The organism is Sulfobacillus thermosulfidooxidans DSM 9293 (assembly GCF_900176145.1).
GTDB lineage: Bacteria > Bacillota > Sulfobacillia > Sulfobacillales > Sulfobacillaceae > Sulfobacillus > Sulfobacillus thermosulfidooxidans.
Genome location: NZ_FWWY01000001.1, coordinates 105,989 through 124,134, shown reverse-complemented (window position 1 = coordinate 124,134; position 18,146 = coordinate 105,989). Strand labels below are relative to the sequence as shown.

Below are 18,146 nucleotides of genomic sequence, written 5' to 3'. Positions count from 1 at the left end.
CCAACCATTAAATGGGGAAATCAGGTATATTTAGATTTTAGATTCCTGATGAATCCCTGCAAGCTTATTATTATAATGAATTCAAACTGTTAAAGATTGGAGTCAAATAATGCCCTTGTGGCTCGTAATCGGTGGAAACAGCTCAGGAAAAAGTGCATGGGCTGAGGAATTTATGGTAAAGACGTTAGGTTACCGCGATGTTGATTATATTGCAACGCTAGACGAATCCTATCACGCGTTGAATGATGCCACGTTGCAAGAAAAGATCAAAGAACATCAAATGAGACGACCGTCCCAATGGACGGTATGGAATGAACCCGTGAATCCCATCAATCGGATTCTAGCGTTACCCACAGACCACGGCGTACTCTGGGATGGCGTTGGTCCCTATATTGTGCGCAATATGCTTGATGATCCCAGGCATACGCCAGTTAACAAACGTCATGCGAGCGCTGATGACGCGTTATGGTCGTCAACGAATTCACTGCATACCATCATGAAGGATTGGGAAGATCTTTTAGTGAAGATCCATCGCCGTTCTGCGGACACTGTGATTGTCAGTGAAGAAACGGGACTTGGCATCTTAGACATAAACTCTTTTACACAAGATTTTGTTCGGGCACTGGGTAAATTTAATCAAGTGGCATCGTCCTGCGCTAAAGGTGTCATCATGGTGGTAGCTGGGCTTCCAATGTGGCTTAAAGGAGCATGTCCATGACCGCCAGGGCTTTAAGCATTTTGGGAACGAGTTCTCATGTTGGGAAAACCTGGATTGTGGCAGGACTATGTCGTCTTCTTGTTGATCAAGGCATCCGCGTCGCCCCATTTAAGGCACAAAATATGTCTTTGAATGCCTTCATTACGTCCGAGGGGCACGAAATGTCGTATGCGCAAGCCATTCAGGCATGGAGCGCTAGGCTCTCTCCCCGTGTGGAAATGAATCCTATTCTTCTCAAACCCGAAACGACGTCCCGTTCCCAATTAATTGTCCGGGGACAAGTACAGGGACCTTATGAAAGTCGCCATTTTCGGGATAACCGGGATGAACTCTTCAAAATCGTACAGCAAGCTTATGATGAGCTGGCGCAGCAATATGATGTCATTATCATCGAGGGCGCGGGTAGTCCCGTTGAACTGAATTTAATGCATACCGATTTATCGAACATACGGATGGCTGAGTATGCCGATGCATCGATGATCCTCGTGGGGGATATTGATCGTGGTGGAATTTTTGCGAGCTTATATGGCACAGCGAAGCTCCTGCCTGCTTTTGCACGTCATCGGCTAAAAGGACTGATTGTCAATAAATTTCGCGGGGACATCACCTTATTCGATGATGGTATTCGCCTCTTGGAAGAGATTACGGCCGTCCCGGTCCTAGGCGTTATTCCCTATGTTGATTTGGCTTTTCCCGAAGAAGATAGTTTAGGCGTTCCAGAACCTATTACTCCTAAAAATCAGATCACTATCTGGGTGGTCCGTTTGCCCTATATGAGCAACTTTACCGATTTTGATCCATTCCGGTTTGAACCTGACGTCAATTTACTGTTTTCTTCGACACCGCCTGGCTCACGTCCGGATATGATCATTATTCCCGGTAGCAAAAATACGTTAGCGGATTTAGCGTGGGTGAAAGAGAGTGGATGGGCTGACAGTATAAAGTACTGGGCAAGTCACGGAACGATGGTGGCAGGTATCTGCGGCGGATTCCAAATGATGGGACAAAAGGTGGATGATCCGTTGGGTATTGAAGGGATGGTGAAGGGGGACTTCGGGTTAGGATTGTTACCTATTCGCACGGTTTTAGGCCCTTATAAAGTCACCAAACAAGTGCAAGGAACCGGGCTTGCCCTGCCTTGGAAAAATCAAGTTGTGTCGGGCTATGAACAACACATGGGTGAAACCACACTGGTCAAGCCAGATGATCATTCGTTTACGCCTCTTTTGGCTTTAGACGGCTATACGGATGGTTTAGTGAGCTCTTCTGGTAGAATTTGGGGAACCTATTTGCACGGAATTTTTCACAATACGGCCTTTCGTCATACCGTTATTAATCTCTTGGGCGGTCATGGAGTCATGACCGAGAACCCTTTTGATGTGATTATTAATCAATGGAAAGAGGTGATGGCTGAACATGTCGACCTCTCAGCTCTTCTTCGTTTGGTTCGGAGCTAGTCAGACTCCTTGGATCCTTTTAGGCGTAGTGCTTGACATATTATTCGGCGATCCCCCCTGGCCTTATCATCCTGTGCGACTGATAGGACATGTGGTTGATAAATTAGAAACCCTCGCGCGCTATGTCGCTCATACTCCGCGGCAATTACGTGTCGCGGGCGCCATATTAGCGATTATCGTCATGATCGCGGTCACAAGTTTAGTAACCGCCTTATTAGTGGTTGCCCATATCTTGTCGATTTGGTTATTTCGTGCACTGATCGTTTTATTGACATATTGGGGGATTGCGATACGTGGACTCGCTGAAGCAGCCCTGGCCGTCTACCGTCCCTTGGCACAAAGTCGTTGGGACGAAGCCCGTTATTATCTTTCGATGATTGTTGGACGAGATACGGAAAAATTAAGTCAAAGTGAAATTATTCGGGCGACGATTGAATCGGTGGCAGAAAATACATGTGACAGCATTGTTGCCCCCTTGTTTTTTACGTTTTTAGCCGGCCCTGCCGGACTATGGCTGTATAAAGCTGTCAATACTATGGATTCGATGATTGGGTATAACAATGCGCAATATAAAGATTTAGGATGGTTTGCGGCGCGTACCGACGATTGGTTAAATTGGATTCCTGCGCGCATTTCCGGTTGGGCCATTGCCATTACAGCAGGAGTTGATGGGCGATTCCGCGACTCCTATCAAATTATGCGAGCCGATGGTAGACGCCATCCCAGCCCTAACAGTGGCATTTCTGAAGCTGCTATGGCGGGTGCTCTCGGAGTCAGTTTAGGAGGTATTAATACTTATCAAGGTATGGTTTCTTTACGTCCTAAAATAGGCCGGGGAACTAAACCCTTAACCGTACCTATGATAATCCATGCTGTATCGATTATTATGCGGGTTGCTTTAGTTACGTCATTAGTCTTTGCGTTTTTGGCCGTGTTAGTAACGGGTAGGTGGTTATCATAACCGGATTATTTGATGCGTTGAGCATTCTAACCCGCATTCCGTTGTCAGGCGAATCGGAGTGGACAACGAGAACGTGGGCCCTGGCCTGGTTTCCTGTGGTTGGAGCGTTATTTGGCGCCCTCTGGATGATATGGTTCCAACTGTTTCCGGGACTACCGATCTCGTTACGAGCTGTGGGTGCGCTGACAACGGAGATTATTTTGACTGGTGGGCTACATTGGGATGGTTGGGCGGATGTGTTCGATGGGTGGGCCGCCAGAGCTGAAAAACGGGATCAAGCTCGCAAGGATTCCCGAATTGGAACCATTGGGGTACTGTGGGTAGTGTTGGCTGTTGCGGCTTTTATCGGGTTGTGGGTGCAAGTGGATGTGATCCAAGGCGCAAGGGTTATCGTGTTTATGGCTCCCGTGCTGGCCCGTACGGCCATTGCGGTGGGTTTAGCGGTAATTCCCGCGTCATCTCAAAGTCAATTAGCTAAATGGACTCAAGACCACGTCAATGCCCGCGGTGCGGTGATTGCAGTGATGATCACCCTAGCTGTTATTGCCGGATTTTGGGGATGGAAAGGGATTTTAGGCCTTGGGATCATTGCGGTTGGTGACACGCTATTTCTAGAATATTGGCGACGGTTGTTTAATGGATTAAATGGCGATGTGTTAGGAGCCACCGTTATCTTTACGGAGCTCCTCTCTTTGAGTGTGGGTATTGGATTATGGAGGTAGGAAAAGGTGCATGGCGGGGACTGGGCTGTTTATGATGCAGCCACGTGGGCAGAGAAAAATGTTTTAGATTTATCGAGCAGCATCTCACCGTACGGTCCTGGTCCTAGGGCTCGTGCATTGTGGCCGTCTTTGATTGACCGTTTGGATCGGTATCCTGATTGGCGCAAAAGCAAGGTGAGTGAACAATTGGCCAGACACCTTGGAGTAGCCAAAAAAAATCTGATTGTGACCGCTGGCGCGATGGAAGCCATTGAACTGCTTTTTCAGACATACCGTCCGCCTCATGTTTTGATTAAAGTACCGGCCTTTAGTGAATATGAAACGCGTGCAGTATTGCATGGTCACGATGTCAGGTACGTGAGGAGTCCCACCGACTTGTCATCTGAACCTGGGATGCTGTTTTTAGCGAATCCAGCCAATCCGACCGGTCACCTGCTTTCGAAACAAGAAATCCAGCACTATAAACAATGGGCTTATAGTTCGGATCATGTCATGGTGGTAGATGAGGCTTTCATTGAATTCGTTGAAAACTGGCATCATCATAGTGTGATTCGTGACGCTATTCAATTGGACCATCTTGTGGTGATAGGCTCTTTGACAAAATTTTACGGATTAGCGGGTCTACGCATCGGATTTGTCGTGGGACAAGAAGATGTCATCGCCAAAATTTCTCAGTACACGTATCCTTGGCATGTATCGTTGGTCGCGCAAGAAATGGCTGCGGCGAGTTTGCACGATCAAACGTATTTTGAGTTGACCCGGTCATGGATGCACAATGAAAAGCTCCGACTACAAGACTTATTACGACCATTTGGCCGGGTTGACGATGCAGCACAGGCCAATTATTTTCTGTTTTATCCTAACGATGTATCCTGCGATGATATTATTAAGGGATTAACCTCACAGGGTATTTTAGTGCGTGATGCGAGAACCTTTAAGGGATTAGACCAACCAGCAATACGCATTGCTGTGAAACGCCCAAAAGATTCGGACCGACTGGTGAAGGCATTATCGGCCATTTATGGTATCACTTCATAGCCTTGCCATGAAAACTGTTCCAAGTTCCAAGGAGATAAATCTGAACGGAGACGAGATCGTGGACATTACTTTGGCGCATTTATATCCCCAACACATGAATTTGTACGGAGATCGGGGCAATGTTTTGGCGTTACAGTACCGGGCACAAAAACGTCACATGGGCTTTCACATAATCAACGTAGAAATCGGTGAACCCGTGGATTGGCGTCAGGTCGATATTGTCTTTATGGGAGGCGGTGAAGACTCCCATCAGGCCAAAATTTATGAAGATTTTCTCCGTCGTAAAGACTCGTTGTCGGAAGCCCTATCTCAAGGATTGCCCATGTTAGCGGTGTGTGGCGCATATCAATTATTGGGACATGAATACCGCACGGCTGATGGTCAGATTTTGCTCGGTCTGGGTTATTTAGACGTGGTCACAAAAGCCGGAGCAACACGGTCTATTGGTGATGTGGTTTGTGAAGCGGTACTGCCTCTGACGCCTAATACCTTGGTCGGGTTTGAGAATCATGGCGGGCAGACATTTTTAGGGGAAAAGGCTAAACCCTTGGCTCATGTTCAGTTAGGTCATGGCAATAATGGGGAGGACGGCACTGAAGGCGCTTTGCAAAACCATGTGATTGGGACCTATCTTCATGGGTCCCTATTGCCCAAAAATCCACATTTAACAGATCTTTTTTTGTCGTGGGCACTGGAGTGGCGGGAAGGGAAACCTGTAGAGTTGCCGCCTTTAGATTCTTCCTGGGAAATGGCAGCGCATGAAGTTATTGTAAAACGGCGAAACTTAAAGCATGTTTAGGGCTCGTTCGTGTTATAATGTGTTATACGGAATTGATGGCTCGGTTTAAGAAAGGAGTCCACGATGGATCTATTATCTCCGATGCATATTATTGTCTTGCTTGTGGTGGCGCTATTAATTTTTGGACCCAAGCGGTTACCGGAAATCGGATCAGGATTAGGCAAAAGCATTCGTGAATTCAAACAATCCATGAATAGTCAAGTACAAGAACCCAAAGCTCCGCAACCGACCGAATATCCGGTTCAAGCGGTGACGAAAGAGCCCGAACCGCCTCAAGAACAATAAGTGGTTTCAAAAATTATTCAGCCTTCTTCATGATCTTTGTGATCATGAGTGAGGGCTTTTTTGATAAAAAACGCCTCGCGTATAGTCGTATACGGTTTTCACGTTAGTATTTGTTGGGGGAGACGGTTAGTGTGGCGGATATTGCGCATTTGATAGGGAATACCCCGATTGTTGAATTAAAATCATTGCAAAAATATGGAGCCGAAGTGTGGGCCAAATTAGAATCCTTTAATCCTGGAGGATCGATAAAAGATCGCACGGCCTGGTCGTTATTAAAAGATGCGATCGACAGCGGAAAAGTGACAGCGGACACGGTCATTATTGAAGCGACCTCGGGTAATACAGGTATTGCTTTAGCCATGGTTTGTGCTATGGAGCATTTAAGATTGGTGGTTTTTATGCCTGAGGGGCAGAGTTCTGAACGAAAACAACTCTTTTGGGCCTATGGCGCCACGATTGTTGAAACCCCCCGGGAAGAAAAAACGGCCGGCGCGATCAAACGTGCTAAAGAGCTTGAACAGACACTACCTAATGCGCTCATGTTACGGCAACATGAAAATCCAGCCAATCCCAATATTCATGAATTGACGACGGGACCGGAGATCTGGGAACAAATGCATCATGATGTGGATGTCTTTGTGGCTGGTGTCGGAACTGGCGGGACAATTACCGGCACAGGTCGTTATCTCAAGAAGATGAATCCGAACATCGAGATTGTGGCCGTGGAACCTGAAGGATCCGCAGTATTAAATGGCAAACCGGCTGGCAGTCATAAGATTCAAGGGATTGGTGCCGGCTTTATTCCTCAAGTTCTCGATACATCTGTGATTACCCGGATTGTCGACGTTCCCGATGATGCGGCTATCTCATCAGCACAAGAGCTTGCCCGAACTGAAGGGCTGGTGGTGGGTTTATCTTCAGGCGCGGCTTATTGGGCCTGTAAACATCTGTTGGAACAAGGATTATTCCATGGTCAGCGAATCGCGGTAATTTTTCCGGATTCAGGCGAACGGTACCTATCGACTGGGCTCTATCCTCCCACATCAACGGATTGGCTCGAACCGTATTTGTAATCTTCGCGTTTCCTCAACAAATGTCCTTAAAAAGGATGTAGGAAGGGGTTCGACCTTTTGACAAACAAATAGGCTTTGCGTATTATGGTAAAGGCTCGGGGGTAGTTGGGGGCTTGGTGCCTTCCATGGACTTCAAATCCAATGGCTGGCCTTAGGGGTCAGCGGTAGGTTCGATTCCTACATACTCCCGCCAAAAGTCTAGTCCTGCAAGGCTTCTAAGGACGAAACACCCTGTTATTGTTCCTTCCAAAAACCCAAAGCAACCCAGTTTTATTCCAACCGTCACCACGAGGTGGTCGCCGACAATATCGAATGCATCGAAGGATTGGGGAGCGGGCCACGGTGGTTCCAGAGAAAACATTGAGTAATGACTGTCTCACGTTGTGTGTTATCGATGTGGAGCACGGCGCGCAAGCGTGGTATATCGCCAAGCAAGAACCGGACGTACACTGGTGAATAGGTAATCGGATTTGCGACTAGCTGTTTCAGCCATGGGAGGTGTATCGAAAGAGGGTACAGTTACCGATGTGCGTTTCACGCCATAAGCTTGTCTCGACTACTCCGTATATTGGTTCATTTTTGCTATCATTGACATTGCTTGGGCTCCTGTTCCGACATCTATGCTCGATAAGGACGGATCTCAGAGAAGTTATCATCCCAGGTCTACCCGCAGAAAACACCGTATCGGCACCATGTGGTTACATTGTTCGCTCGGGCACGACATAGAAGGCCAAATGTTTTCTTCCCTCTTTCAGCACGTATGGTGTATTTTGGGAAGCAATTTAACCTCATAACGGACCAATATGAATTAACAAGAAATATGAACACATAGACGTCATCCCATAATGTAGGAGGTTATATTGTGACGACGGTAATGAAAACTGTGAGAAAAACGCACGACACACTTCCTGTACCTGGGACTGATATTGTCCTACCTTACACACGGATTGAAGGGGAAAGCGATGGTCCGACATTACTTGTGACGGGTGGTGTACATGGTGGTGAATATCCAGGAATTGAAGCGTCTATCCGCTTTGCCCAACAACTTGACCCGTCAAAACTTCATGGCCGTGTTGTGGTAATTCACATCACCAACCCGCCAGCCTTCTATGAAAAGACCCAATATGTTGTGCCTCTCGATGGGAAAAATCTCAACCGTGTTTTCCCCGGTAAAGCTGATGGAACAGTGTCTGAACGTATAGCCCATGTTGTGACTCAAGTTGCCGAGACAGCTGATTATTGGGTCGATCTTCATTGGGGGCGATATTCATGAAGCTCTGATTCCTTTTACCATCTATTCGGGTGGAGGAACCGGTGCCGTTGTTAAGCTCTCACGAGCTATGGCTGAAGCCTATGGCATTCCCATTATTTTGGAATCGGATTCGGTGGTGGGTGGCACTTATGCTGCAGCATCCCATATGGGAATTCCCGCTATTTTAACAGAAGCTGGCCAAGTAGGTCAGCTTGATGAAAATGCGGTTTCTACACATTTACGCGGATTGAACAATTTATTGGCTACTTTTGGTTTTGTTGATGCTCCGGTTGTGTCATTTCCGCCTGCTCAGATTATGCGTCAATTTATCTGGACACGCTCACCGCATCAAGGCTTATTTTATCGGTATATTCAGCCAGGCCAAACTGTCCACCGAGGCGATATCGGAGGAATTCTCAAAGATGCCTATGGGACCCTTATAGAAGAGGTATTAGTGCCGCAAGACGGACTGGTATTGTTTACCGCCACTTCGTTAGCCATCAATCGAGATGATCCGCTCTTTGCCGTGGCATCCGAGTGACTTTGGTGTATCACGCAACGCAAACTCGTTCGGCGAATTTTTTAAAGTTTGCGGCACGGATTGAATTCCGGCCGCAAACTCCTTATCCGAGCAGTCCGTAGGCACTGGTTGGCAACGTTACACTTTTGGGCCAATGCGTGGATGTAGCGTGGTCCAAGTCCAGTAAACGACTAATGTGACGGCAAAGCCCAAGAAGTATCCTAAAGATGACGTTCGAAAAATCCCCAAAGCCAAGGGCCCTGTAAAAATGGGTGTAGCGGTGGTGGAAAGGGCAATACCCGTTCCCAAGATCCATGAGGTCATCGCCGCCTTGGCGGATGCTCTGGGCGCATGGGAAACGTTCATTAAGGCAATGGCAGCCCAAGGTGCTAAGAATCCCGCAATAAGACTTAAAAATGCTTCAAAGGAAAAGAGAAATTGTTGAGACACCAACAAGACATAAAGACTGGCACCAATAGAGACAACGGCATCAACACCTATTGTTCGAGAACGAGGCACTTTGACCCCAGCAGCCAGCAAACTTAATCCGGATGAATACGCATCCAGAATCCCGCCAGCGATAATACCAATCATGGTCACGACTAAGTAGGGAATTTCAGCCCAGGCTGGCATCCATTTTAGTAATAACGCAATGGGATTCACCGCTGAAGATAAATCAGGAGCACTTTGACTGAGCAGGAGTCCTGCAAACATCATTAATCCCGTCGAAATAATGGAACCCCATGCCGCCGCTTGAACAACATTTTGCGGCGGAACGGTTTTTGGCAAATGGCGTGTATAGTCAGATGCTGTTGTGACCCAAGACAGGACACTTGCTGCCACCACGATCGTCACGGCTGGGAGAAAACTGGCAAGCCATGGTCCCGGTGCTTTGGTCAGAATCAGATGCCATTTGATATGCGGGATAAATGCCATGAGTACCAGAAGAGTTAATACCCCGAAAATATACGAGAACCATTGCTGAAATCTTTCAATTAGGGCGTGCCCGAAAAAGGCAATAGTTAGTTCTAGAGCGGCGGACAGAATCAAGGACAGTAGTACCCATAAGACCGTTATTGGAACACCTAGCAATAATTTAAGAATGGTTTCCATGGCATAAGTGGCGATGACAAGAACCACTGTTTCCCAACCTAACATGTTTATCCATGAGACAATCGCCATAAATCGATTGCCATGAACACCAAAATAGCGCGCTGAGTATGCCATAGTCGGGATGCCTGTGCGCTGACCGGGAAGTCCCAGATATCCGATGATCCAGTATGCGGATAAACCCACGATCAAGGCGAAAACGCTCTGCCAAAGCGACAGGCCGAACGTCCAAATAACGGCGCCAATAACCAAATAGGCAAACGAAAGATTTCCCGCGAACCATACCCAAAATAGTTGAGGAGCCCCACCATACCGGTCGTGATCGGGAACTGGTTCAATACCAATAGCCTCAATCCTCCATAGAGGGGGTTCGGTTTGACGATCTCGAGATGTCATTAGACTTAGCGCGGCTGATAGTGCCGTCTTCTTTGGCGAAAGCACGCCGCGCTCTTACCTCCTTTCAAACGGCTTTTATGCCGATACCCGCCATGTTGAACATCGGAAATTCATAGATTGCCGTGATGCCATTTCATCTTCCTCAGTTCTTCTGGAATATCACTCGTTTTAGAACCATGTAGAGTTGGTTGTTGTCTTCATGGTGCATCTTGATTCTATGACTTTTTTACCATGATGAGTTTGTCAATCCATGAACCTATCCTACTAAGTCTGATCCGCCATCCCTCGTTGTTCGGGTGCATGGTGTCATTTTTGTTGACTTAACATGTGAATTAAATGAACGAGTGCTTGATGGGTTGAGACATCGATGGCGTGATTGTGACCCATACGCACAATATAGCCATTAATGGCATCGATTTCGGTGACTTTGCGCTGTTCGATGTCTTGCAACATCGAAGATTTATTTGTTGCAGTAGCCTGACAAAGTTGCAATATGCGGGAAGACAAGTCGTCATCGATAGACAATCCTATAGTTTTTGCTACATTGGTTGCTTCATGGATTAGCGCTGTAGACAAGGACCAGAGGGGAAGGCGGGGAAGCTCACCATTGGGTACGTTGGCCAAAGCCGTAAGGGGATTGATGACACTATTGGCAATGAGTTTAATCCATCGCTCCCGTAACACCATCTTAGCGGAGAGAAATTTCCAAGAAGATGTGAGATTCAGGATTTGTAATTGCTTTTGCCACAGAGGTAGAAAAGGATGAGGCAATAGGGGCAGGATCGTTTGGCCAACGGCACTGACGCGTGCAGCAGGAAGCTGTGCTTGGTTATCCCAATAGGCGGTCACGGCATCTGTGGTAATGCCCACCATCAACTGTTCTGGCGCGAGGGGAGGGATTAACGCCTCCTCTTGACCCATACCATTCATGGTTGAGATGACCAATAATTCTTGGGGAGCGTCTTGCAAAAATTCTCTCACAAGAGGCATCGCAGGCCATTTTACGGCTAAAATGACCACGTCGAATAAAAAGGCGTGGGCATCACTCCAAGGCAAAAAGCGCGGCGTCACCAGGGTTTTTTGCTCACCGTTTTTGAGCAGAAAAGGGCCGCCGTGACGGCCCACCATAACAGGGTCTAGAATATCAAAAAGTTTGGCGTAATAGCGAGCCATGGCTCCCGTGCCGATAATAGCTAATCTCATTGTCCATAGTCCTCAAGAAATTTGTTCCATTCGCTATCTGGTATATGGTAGGTTTCGTTATCACTGGGGAAAGATTTCTCCATCACGGCATGGCGGTAATTTTGTAAGCCCTGGATCATCGCGTCACGAATATGAGCAAAGGGCCTTGCAAATTTGGGCAGAGTAGGACTCAATCCAAGACAGTCATGAAAAACCAGGACTTGTCCATCAACCTGTGAACCCGCGCCAATGCCAATGGTGGGTGCCTCAATGTGTTGCGTGACAAACGCGGCGACCCGGTCAGGAATACCTTCTAAGACGATTGCGCTGACGCCATGGTCACTGAGTTCTTTGGCATCACGAATGAGGCGTTCAATACTCGCGGACGTCTTGGCTTGGACTTTATAGCCCCCCATAGTATGAATACTTTGGGGTGTTAATCCTAGATGGCCGATGACGGGGATTTTTTCTCGGATGAGGGCGTCAACCACGTCGATAATTTCATGACCACCTTCTAATTTCACTCCGTTTGCCAAAGTTTCTTGCATAATACGTCCAGCGTTTCTCAATGCGGTTGGGACATCGGGATAAGTTAAAAACGGAAAGTCGACAATCATCATGGTGTGGGGGGCGCCACGCCGAACCATGGTGGCATGATGGATCATGTCATTGAGGGTTACCGGGATTGTGGAGTCATAGCCCATTGTCGTCATACCTAAAGAATCACCGACAAGAATGACATCCACTTTCGCTTCTTCGGCGACTTGTGCCTGTACGACATCATAGGCTGTAATCCACACTGAAGGTCTTTGTCCTTTGAGGGCGCGTAATTCGGGTGCAGTCAGCATACAAATCCTCCGTTTACAAATTTGCTATGTGAAAAACCTAACTAGTGACGATGTACTGACTATGTACGTTTAGTATCTGACAATTTGTTAGATTGACTTCAATTATAGTCGTTCACAGGGAATTCGCGGTAGAATGAATTTGAAATTGACCTATAAAGGGGAAGTCCATGTGAATTGGGATTTAACACCGGATGAACAGATGATTCAGAATACTGTGAGAGAATTTGCCAATGAAAGGGTGCGCCCTGGGGCTGACGAACGGGATGAGACGGGGGAGTTTCCCTGGGATATCATGCAAGAAATGGGCAAGTTAGGGTTTTACGGTTTGCCATTTTCTGAAGAGTGGGGAGGTTCCGGCGCAAGTACTATTAGTTATGCTTTGGCAGTCGAAGAAATCGGTCGTGTGGATGCATCTTTGGGACTCGGATTTGCTGCTCATGTGTCTTTAGGCTGTTCACCTATTGCCTACTTTGGAACATCCCAACAAAAGGAAAAATATCTTGTGCCCGCCATTTCAGGGGAATTTTTGGCGGCTTTTGGTTTAACTGAACCGGAGGCCGGGTCGGATGCAGGTGGTACCCAAACTTTTGCTAAGAAAGATGGAAATGTTTATCATATTTCCGGTACAAAAATTTTCATCACTAATGCGAAACATGCTGGCTATATCGTGGCTACAGCACGAACGGACCGGGAACAAAGACAAATCTCGGCTTTTATTATTCCTCAAGGAATTCCAGGTCTTAAGATTACGGCTAACTATAAGAAAATGGGTATGCGCTCTAGTGAAACCTGCGAAGTATACATGGACAATGTTGAAATTCCTGAAGAAAATGTCTTAGGTGAAGTGGGCAAAGGGTTTCACCAATTTCTTGACATTTTGGATGGGGGCCGCATCAGCATTGGCGCCTTGAGTGTCGGAGTCGCTCAAGCCTGCTTAGATGCCTCATTAAGTTATAGTCGTCAGCGCAAGCAATTTGGAAAAACCTTGGATCATTTTCAAGCGATTCAGTTTAAGCTGGCTGATATGGCTATGGAAGTAGAGCTTGCCCGTATGATGGTTCTCAAAGCGGCTTGGTTAAAAGATCAACATCGGCCTTATGCCAAAGAAGCCGCCATGGCCAAATTGTTTGCTTCCGAAACGGCGATGCGGGCTGCTTTACAAGCGGTACAAATTCATGGTGGAGCGGGGTATATGCATGACTTCCCCGTAGAACGCTTTATGCGGGATGCTAAACTTCTGGAAATTGGAGAAGGGACATCCGAAATTCAGCGGATTGTGATTGCCCGCCAATTGGAGCTTAAAGGGTAATGTCAATAGAATCTTCACAAGGGTTGATGGTGCGTGAACCATGGATGACCCAGTTAACGGAAGATCATCTTCGGTACTGGACACGAATCAGTCATGTTCCGTTTCTCCCGTCATGTTGGGTCGATATATTAGCAGGATGGTTCGGGGGAAGCATATTTTCCGTCGACCGTCCGGGTCCTTGCATGCCTCTTATGCCAGAATCGATTCGTGTAAAGAGACTTCTCAACCATTTTCCTAACCCTTGGGCTTTGAGTGCCACGGCCTTCGGCCGCAGGTGGCTCTTTTCTCACCAGGCGGTAGAGGCGGCCATTGAAGCCTGGGGAGCCTGGGATATCGCATATACGGTGGGAGGACCATATTTTGTCCGTTGGATGAACCACGTGCCTCACCGGCAGCGAGGCAATCAGGTATTTGTTTATCGTTCCTCTCCCATACCGGGATTTTGGGCTTATCAGAGCGGATCAAGAATTTTATTGTGGCATGCGTTAATTTTAGGACCAGTGGGCCTGTGGGACCAAGAAATCATTCAACCATCGCCAGGCTTGGCTTTAAGACGTGATGACCGTAATGTGTGGTATTGGCGTGGAGAAGCTGTAACCGATGGTATATGGTTGACGAGTGGATTTCGTCCCATCATTGCACTTGATGGATGGTTTTCAGAAAAATATATCGGAAACAAAGGGGAATTGAACATATGACAAAGATTGTCGCAAGTTTAGCGGGCACCGTTTTCAAAATTCTTGTTGCGCCAGGGGACGTGATTTCACCCGGACAGGAAGTCGTCCGTCTTGAATCAATGAAAATGGAAATCCCTATTGAAGCGGAAATCGGCGGGCGCGTAAAAGATGTGGTTGTTCACGAGGGCGATTTTGTTAATGAAAGTGATCCTTTGATTATTTTAGACGATGAGATGTGATATCAGGATCTGGGGGTGATTCTTTTAACCTCTAGCGTTCTTAAGTTCAGTATTCATTAAAACGAGTCAAGACCTTGATGTGGTTGCTTTAGAGGACTGCAATTCAAAAAGGTCATTGTGTGAAAGGCGGAAGATATTGTGACAGCTGATGAATTGGCGCAAGCCCGGCAAAAAGCGTTAGCCGGAGGACCTCCTAAATATCATGAACGACTTAGTGCCGCTCATAAATTATCCGTGCGCCAACGGCTCGACCTGTTGCTCGATCCTGGCTACGTAGAAGACGGATTATTTGCCAATGCGTTAGCGGATGACGACTTGGCGGCCGATGGTGTGGTAACCGTGATGGGGACCATTGATGGTCGTCCTGTTGTGGTCATGGCGAATGATCCCACCGTGAAGGCAGGTTCATGGGGAGCAAGAACCGTTGAAAAAATCCTCCGTATTCAAGAAAAAGCCATGGATATGAATTGTCCCATTTTTTATCTTGTGGATTCGGCAGGAGCCCGGATCACTGATCAAGTCGAAATGTTTCCGGGACGTCGAGGAGCCGGACGGATCTTTTATAATCAGGTTAAATTGTCTGGACGAGTTCCCCAGATTTGCTTGCTATTTGGGCCCTCGGCAGCAGGAGGAGCGTATATTCCCGCATTTACTGATGTTGTCATTATGGTGGATAAAAATGCTTCGATGTATCTGGGATCGCCCCGCATGGCTGAAATGGTCATAGGAGAAAAAGTCAGCCTGGAAGAAATGGGTGGCGCTCGTATGCACTGTTCGGTGAGCGGGAATGGCGATTTATTGGCGGCGGATGAAGAGCAGGCCATCTTATGGGGCAAGCAATATTTGTCGTATTTTCCGAATCATTATACGGAAAAACCTCCTGTTCGTTCGCCGAAAGATCCAGTGCCCACCAATTGGGATCAGGTGATTCCCACGAATCAAAATGTTCCATTTGATATGCACCAAGTAATTTGGGGATTGGTGGACGAAGGCAGTTGGTTTCCCATTAAACCGCTGTTTGCCCCCGAAATTATTGTGGGATTTGGCCGCCTTCATGGGGAACCGATTGCGATTGTCGCTAATCAGTCCAAAGTCAAAGGCGGAGTATTATTTGTGGATTCGGCGGATAAAGCTGCGCGGTTTATTAATTTAGCCGATGCCTTTAATATTCCGCTGTTGTTTTTGGCAGATGTACCGGGATTTATGATTGGAACCAAAGTTGAGAGACAAGGGATTATTCGTCACGGCGCAAAATTTATTGCCGCTGTCTCTGAGGCTACAGTGCCTAAGATTAGCGTGATTGTTCGTAAGGCTTATGGAGCGGGACTATACGCCATGGCTGGCCCTGCTTTTGGAGCCGATGCTGTCTTAGCCTTGCCGACCGCACAAATTGCTGTGATGGGACCGGAAGCTGCTGTGAATGCGGTTTACTACAACAAAATTCAGGAGCTCGAAGGCGAAGAACGCCAAGCGTTTATCCGCGCTCAACAAGAGGCCTATCGTCAAGACATTGACATCTTGCGATTGGCATCGGAATTGATTGTGGATGATGTTATTGATCCCCATAATCTTCGAGACGAACTCATCCGGCGATTTCATTTATATCAAAATAAGTCCCGGGACTTTAGCATGCGTCGGCATCCTGTAAATCCCGTTTAAGAAAAGAGGTGCAGACAGATGGCATGGCAATGGAAGGAACCGGAATTTGTGTGGTTTCGGGATGTGTCACCCCGAGATGGACTTCAAGCAGAACACGTTATTTTAAATACGGAAGATAAAGTCCGGCTGGTTAATCAATTAGCGCAAGCTGGTGTTCCTCGAATTGAAGTCACATCATTTGTTAGTCCCAAGTGGCTTCCCCAAATGGCGGATGCTGAACAAGTGATGACGTCCATTGAACGCAAACCAGGGGTTGTTTATTCGGTGTTAGTGCCTAATCCCAAAGGCGCCGAACGGGCTATCGCGACGAAACCTGATGAAATGACTGTTTTTGTATCAGCCAGTGAGACCCATAATCAAAAAAATGTGCATCGCTCCATTCATGAATCGCTTGAGGGATTTCATGATATTTGTGCGATGGCTAAGCCGCACGGAATTACAGTGTCTGCAGTTATTGTAACGGCTTTTGGTTGCCCTTATGAGGGCATTGTCCCGTTGTCCTCGGTATTAGAATTGGCTGAACGATTACAAGATCTCGGTATCTCAGAAATCGCTTTAGGAGATACCGTGGGGGTTGCCAATCCTAAACAGGTGGCTCAAATGGTGCAAGCGTTTCAGCAGAAATTGCCTGGAATTCAATTGGCGTTGCATTTTCATGATACACGAGGGACGGCCCTGGCCAATTTATTAGCAGCGGTCGGCAGTGGGGCATCACGATTTGAAACGGCGTTGGGAGGCATCGGGGGGTCCCCATTTTCTCCCGGAGCGGGAGGAAATTTATCCACTGAAGATAGTGTCTATTGCTTGACAGAAATGGGCATTTCTACGGGAATTCATTTGCAGCAATTACTATCCACGACGCAGTTTTTAGTGGAAAAGTTAGGGCATGATGTGCCGTCTAAGGTGTTTCATGCTGGCGGTAAAATGATTCCGGTGAATGCAAAAAATTAGTTGTGGTTAGTTTTTGTAAGGCTATTTGATGAAGAAGGGATGGTACCGGGATGAACATCCAAATTGAGCGGAAACCCATTGGTAAAATCATTTTAAATCGCCCGGAAGTCCGTAATGCATTAAACCGCGAAACGATTCAAGATCTGATTCATGCATTTTCGACGTTGGGACAAGACCCGGAAGTTCGTGTCATTATTCTCAGTGCGCAAGGAGAAAAAGCCTTTTGTGCCGGGGCGGATTTGAATGAAGTGGCCACACTTAAAACCGTAGAGTCCGTTCGCCATTATTTTTCTTTAATGGCCACGTTAATCGAAACCATTCATCAGGTGTCTGTGCCCGTTATTGCCGCTACATTTGGTTATACATTAGCTGGGGGCATGGGACTAGCAGCAGCAGCAGATTTTGTGATTGCGGCTGAAGATGGGTATTTTGGTTTGCCGGAAGTGAAAATTGGCTTATTTCCTATGGTTGTCATGGCACCTATTTCCCGGCTGATTGGACCTAGAAGAACGTTAGAACTTGCTCTGACAGGGCGTTTGGTGAAGACAGAAGAAATGAATCAATGGGGATTTTGCAATGCGGTAGTTCCTTTTAGCGAAGTACAGCGTCGAGCCATGGAGTTGGCTGAGATGATTAGTTTAGGTAGCCCTTTGATTACACGAATGGGCAAAGAAGCATGGAGCCAAGCCCAGGACTTGGAATATCATAAAGCCGTTGAATATCTTAAAAATATGGTATCCCTCGTTGCGATGTCTGAAGATTCCCGTGAGGGGATCAAAGCCTTTCAAGAAAAACGTCCTCCCCAGTGGTCATCTTCACCGGCATCTAGGTGATGCGGCTATTTTTCGAGGGTCTGGAACTTTGACGAAAAGTTCCAGACCTTTTTGATTGATAAACCCCTATGGGGTGGGTATAATAAAACCAGAAAAGCGAACAAATGTTCCACATGG

General features: G+C 47.1%; 19 protein-coding genes and 1 tRNA gene. 17 read left to right on the top strand and 3 right to left on the bottom strand.

Going from position 1 to position 18,146, the window contains the following annotated elements:
- Window positions 1–109: 109 nt before the first annotated feature.
- From B8987_RS00665 to B8987_RS20085, 11 genes are all read left to right on the top strand, one after another.
- On the top strand, window positions 110–718 hold the full coding sequence (locus tag B8987_RS00665) for a bifunctional adenosylcobinamide kinase/adenosylcobinamide-phosphate guanylyltransferase (protein WP_020374463.1): 609 nt from the start codon (window positions 110–112) through the stop codon (window positions 716–718).
- Complete coding sequence (locus B8987_RS00660) at window positions 715–2,175, top strand: cobyric acid synthase (protein ID WP_020374464.1); 1,461 nt, start codon at window positions 715–717, stop codon at window positions 2,173–2,175. Before B8987_RS00665 ends, B8987_RS00660 begins: the two co-directional genes overlap by 4 nt.
- Window positions 2,135–3,136 (top strand): adenosylcobinamide-phosphate synthase CbiB, encoded by a 1,002-nt coding sequence (gene cbiB, locus B8987_RS00655; RefSeq protein ID WP_020374465.1) that lies wholly within the window; start codon window positions 2,135–2,137, stop codon window positions 3,134–3,136. The genes B8987_RS00660 and cbiB overlap by 41 nt, the downstream gene beginning before the upstream one ends.
- Window positions 3,124–3,858, top strand: a complete 735-nt coding sequence (locus B8987_RS00650) for an adenosylcobinamide-GDP ribazoletransferase (RefSeq protein ID WP_020374466.1) — start codon at window positions 3,124–3,126, stop codon at window positions 3,856–3,858. Before cbiB ends, B8987_RS00650 begins: the two co-directional genes overlap by 13 nt.
- A gap of 6 nt (window positions 3,859–3,864) precedes the next feature.
- Entirely contained in the window at window positions 3,865–4,896 is a 1,032-nt protein-coding gene (locus B8987_RS00645; protein ID WP_020374467.1) for a pyridoxal phosphate-dependent aminotransferase, read from the top strand.
- Between the two features lie 58 nt (window positions 4,897–4,954).
- Window positions 4,955–5,695: a type 1 glutamine amidotransferase gene (locus tag B8987_RS00640; protein ID WP_020374468.1), complete on the top strand. Its 741-nt coding sequence runs from the start codon at window positions 4,955–4,957 to the stop codon at window positions 5,693–5,695.
- Between the two features lie 63 nt (window positions 5,696–5,758).
- Window positions 5,759–5,980 carry a twin-arginine translocase TatA/TatE family subunit gene (locus B8987_RS00635; RefSeq protein ID WP_020374469.1) on the top strand — a complete coding sequence of 74 codons (222 nt, stop codon included), beginning with the start codon at window positions 5,759–5,761 and terminating at the stop codon, window positions 5,978–5,980.
- 131 nt (window positions 5,981–6,111) lie between these two features.
- Window positions 6,112–7,053 carry a cysteine synthase A gene (gene cysK, locus B8987_RS00630; RefSeq protein ID WP_020374470.1) on the top strand — a complete coding sequence of 314 codons (942 nt, stop codon included), beginning with the start codon at window positions 6,112–6,114 and terminating at the stop codon, window positions 7,051–7,053.
- 97 nt (window positions 7,054–7,150) lie between these two features.
- Window positions 7,151–7,246 (top strand) — tRNA-Sec (locus tag B8987_RS19525).
- A gap of 669 nt (window positions 7,247–7,915) precedes the next feature.
- A complete protein-coding gene (locus B8987_RS20090) occupies window positions 7,916–8,326 on the top strand; it encodes a M14 family metallopeptidase (RefSeq protein ID WP_084660661.1) in 411 nt (136 codons plus the stop codon).
- Window positions 8,274–8,846, top strand: a complete 573-nt coding sequence (locus B8987_RS20085) for a succinylglutamate desuccinylase/aspartoacylase family protein (protein ID WP_139793434.1) — start codon at window positions 8,274–8,276, stop codon at window positions 8,844–8,846. The genes B8987_RS20090 and B8987_RS20085 overlap by 53 nt, the downstream gene beginning before the upstream one ends.
- Window positions 8,847–8,963: 117 nt before the next feature.
- Here the strand turns inward: B8987_RS20085 and B8987_RS00615 are convergent, their stop codons facing one another.
- From B8987_RS00615 to panB, 3 genes are all read right to left on the bottom strand, one after another.
- The gene (locus B8987_RS00615; protein WP_020374472.1) at window positions 8,964–10,376 is read right to left on the bottom strand and encodes a purine-cytosine permease family protein; all 1,413 of its coding nucleotides are present in this window, start codon (window positions 10,374–10,376) and stop codon (window positions 8,964–8,966) included.
- A gap of 261 nt (window positions 10,377–10,637) precedes the next feature.
- Window positions 10,638–11,534, bottom strand: a complete 897-nt coding sequence (locus B8987_RS00610) for a ketopantoate reductase family protein (RefSeq protein ID WP_020374473.1) — start codon at window positions 11,532–11,534, stop codon at window positions 10,638–10,640.
- Window positions 11,531–12,361, bottom strand: a complete 831-nt coding sequence (gene panB, locus B8987_RS00605) for a 3-methyl-2-oxobutanoate hydroxymethyltransferase (protein WP_020374474.1) — start codon at window positions 12,359–12,361, stop codon at window positions 11,531–11,533. The genes B8987_RS00610 and panB overlap by 4 nt, the downstream gene beginning before the upstream one ends.
- Before the next feature lie 169 nt (window positions 12,362–12,530).
- Between panB and B8987_RS00600 the strand changes: the two genes are divergently transcribed.
- The 6 genes from B8987_RS00600 to B8987_RS00575 all read left to right on the top strand — a co-directional run bounded on the left by B8987_RS00600 (window position 12,531) and on the right by B8987_RS00575 (window position 18,029).
- Window positions 12,531–13,670, top strand: coding sequence for an acyl-CoA dehydrogenase family protein (locus B8987_RS00600; protein WP_026040605.1), 1,140 nt, complete (start codon window positions 12,531–12,533; stop codon window positions 13,668–13,670).
- Window positions 13,670–14,368 carry a hypothetical protein gene (locus tag B8987_RS00595; RefSeq protein ID WP_020374476.1) on the top strand — a complete coding sequence of 233 codons (699 nt, stop codon included), beginning with the start codon at window positions 13,670–13,672 and terminating at the stop codon, window positions 14,366–14,368. The genes B8987_RS00600 and B8987_RS00595 overlap by 1 nt, the downstream gene beginning before the upstream one ends.
- On the top strand, window positions 14,365–14,586 hold the full coding sequence (locus tag B8987_RS00590; protein ID WP_020374477.1) for an acetyl-CoA carboxylase biotin carboxyl carrier protein subunit: 222 nt from the start codon (window positions 14,365–14,367) through the stop codon (window positions 14,584–14,586). The genes B8987_RS00595 and B8987_RS00590 overlap by 4 nt, the downstream gene beginning before the upstream one ends.
- A 138-nt stretch (window positions 14,587–14,724) precedes the next feature.
- On the top strand, window positions 14,725–16,245 hold the full coding sequence (locus tag B8987_RS00585) for an acyl-CoA carboxylase subunit beta (RefSeq protein ID WP_020374478.1): 1,521 nt from the start codon (window positions 14,725–14,727) through the stop codon (window positions 16,243–16,245).
- Window positions 16,246–16,263: 18 nt separating this feature from the next.
- Window positions 16,264–17,196, top strand: a complete 933-nt coding sequence (locus B8987_RS00580; protein ID WP_020374479.1) for a hydroxymethylglutaryl-CoA lyase — start codon at window positions 16,264–16,266, stop codon at window positions 17,194–17,196.
- Between the two features lie 50 nt (window positions 17,197–17,246).
- Window positions 17,247–18,029 carry an enoyl-CoA hydratase/isomerase family protein gene (locus B8987_RS00575; RefSeq protein ID WP_020374480.1) on the top strand — a complete coding sequence of 261 codons (783 nt, stop codon included), beginning with the start codon at window positions 17,247–17,249 and terminating at the stop codon, window positions 18,027–18,029.
- Window positions 18,030–18,146: the final 117 nt, after the last annotated feature.

Excerpts from the sequence above, each read along its gene's own strand:
- B8987_RS00665 (WP_020374463.1), top strand. The coding sequence starts at position 110 with ATGCCCTTGTGGCTCGTAATCGGTGGAAACAGCTCAGGAAAAAGTGCA.
- B8987_RS00660 (WP_020374464.1), top strand. The coding sequence starts at position 715 with ATGACCGCCAGGGCTTTAAGCATTTTGGGAACGAGTTCTCATGTTGGG.
- cbiB (WP_020374465.1), top strand. The coding sequence starts at position 2,135 with ATGTCGACCTCTCAGCTCTTCTTCGTTTGGTTCGGAGCTAGTCAGACT.
- B8987_RS00635 (WP_020374469.1), top strand. The coding sequence starts at position 5,759 with ATGGATCTATTATCTCCGATGCATATTATTGTCTTGCTTGTGGTGGCG.
- B8987_RS00610 (WP_020374473.1), bottom strand. The coding sequence starts at position 11,534 with ATGAGATTAGCTATTATCGGCACGGGAGCCATGGCTCGCTATTACGCC.
- panB (WP_020374474.1), bottom strand. The coding sequence starts at position 12,361 with ATGCTGACTGCACCCGAATTACGCGCCCTCAAAGGACAAAGACCTTCA.
- B8987_RS00595 (WP_020374476.1), top strand. The coding sequence starts at position 13,670 with ATGTCAATAGAATCTTCACAAGGGTTGATGGTGCGTGAACCATGGATG.
- B8987_RS00590 (WP_020374477.1), top strand. The coding sequence starts at position 14,365 with ATGACAAAGATTGTCGCAAGTTTAGCGGGCACCGTTTTCAAAATTCTT.
- B8987_RS00580 (WP_020374479.1), top strand. The coding sequence starts at position 16,264 with ATGGCATGGCAATGGAAGGAACCGGAATTTGTGTGGTTTCGGGATGTG.
- B8987_RS00575 (WP_020374480.1), top strand. The coding sequence starts at position 17,247 with ATGAACATCCAAATTGAGCGGAAACCCATTGGTAAAATCATTTTAAAT.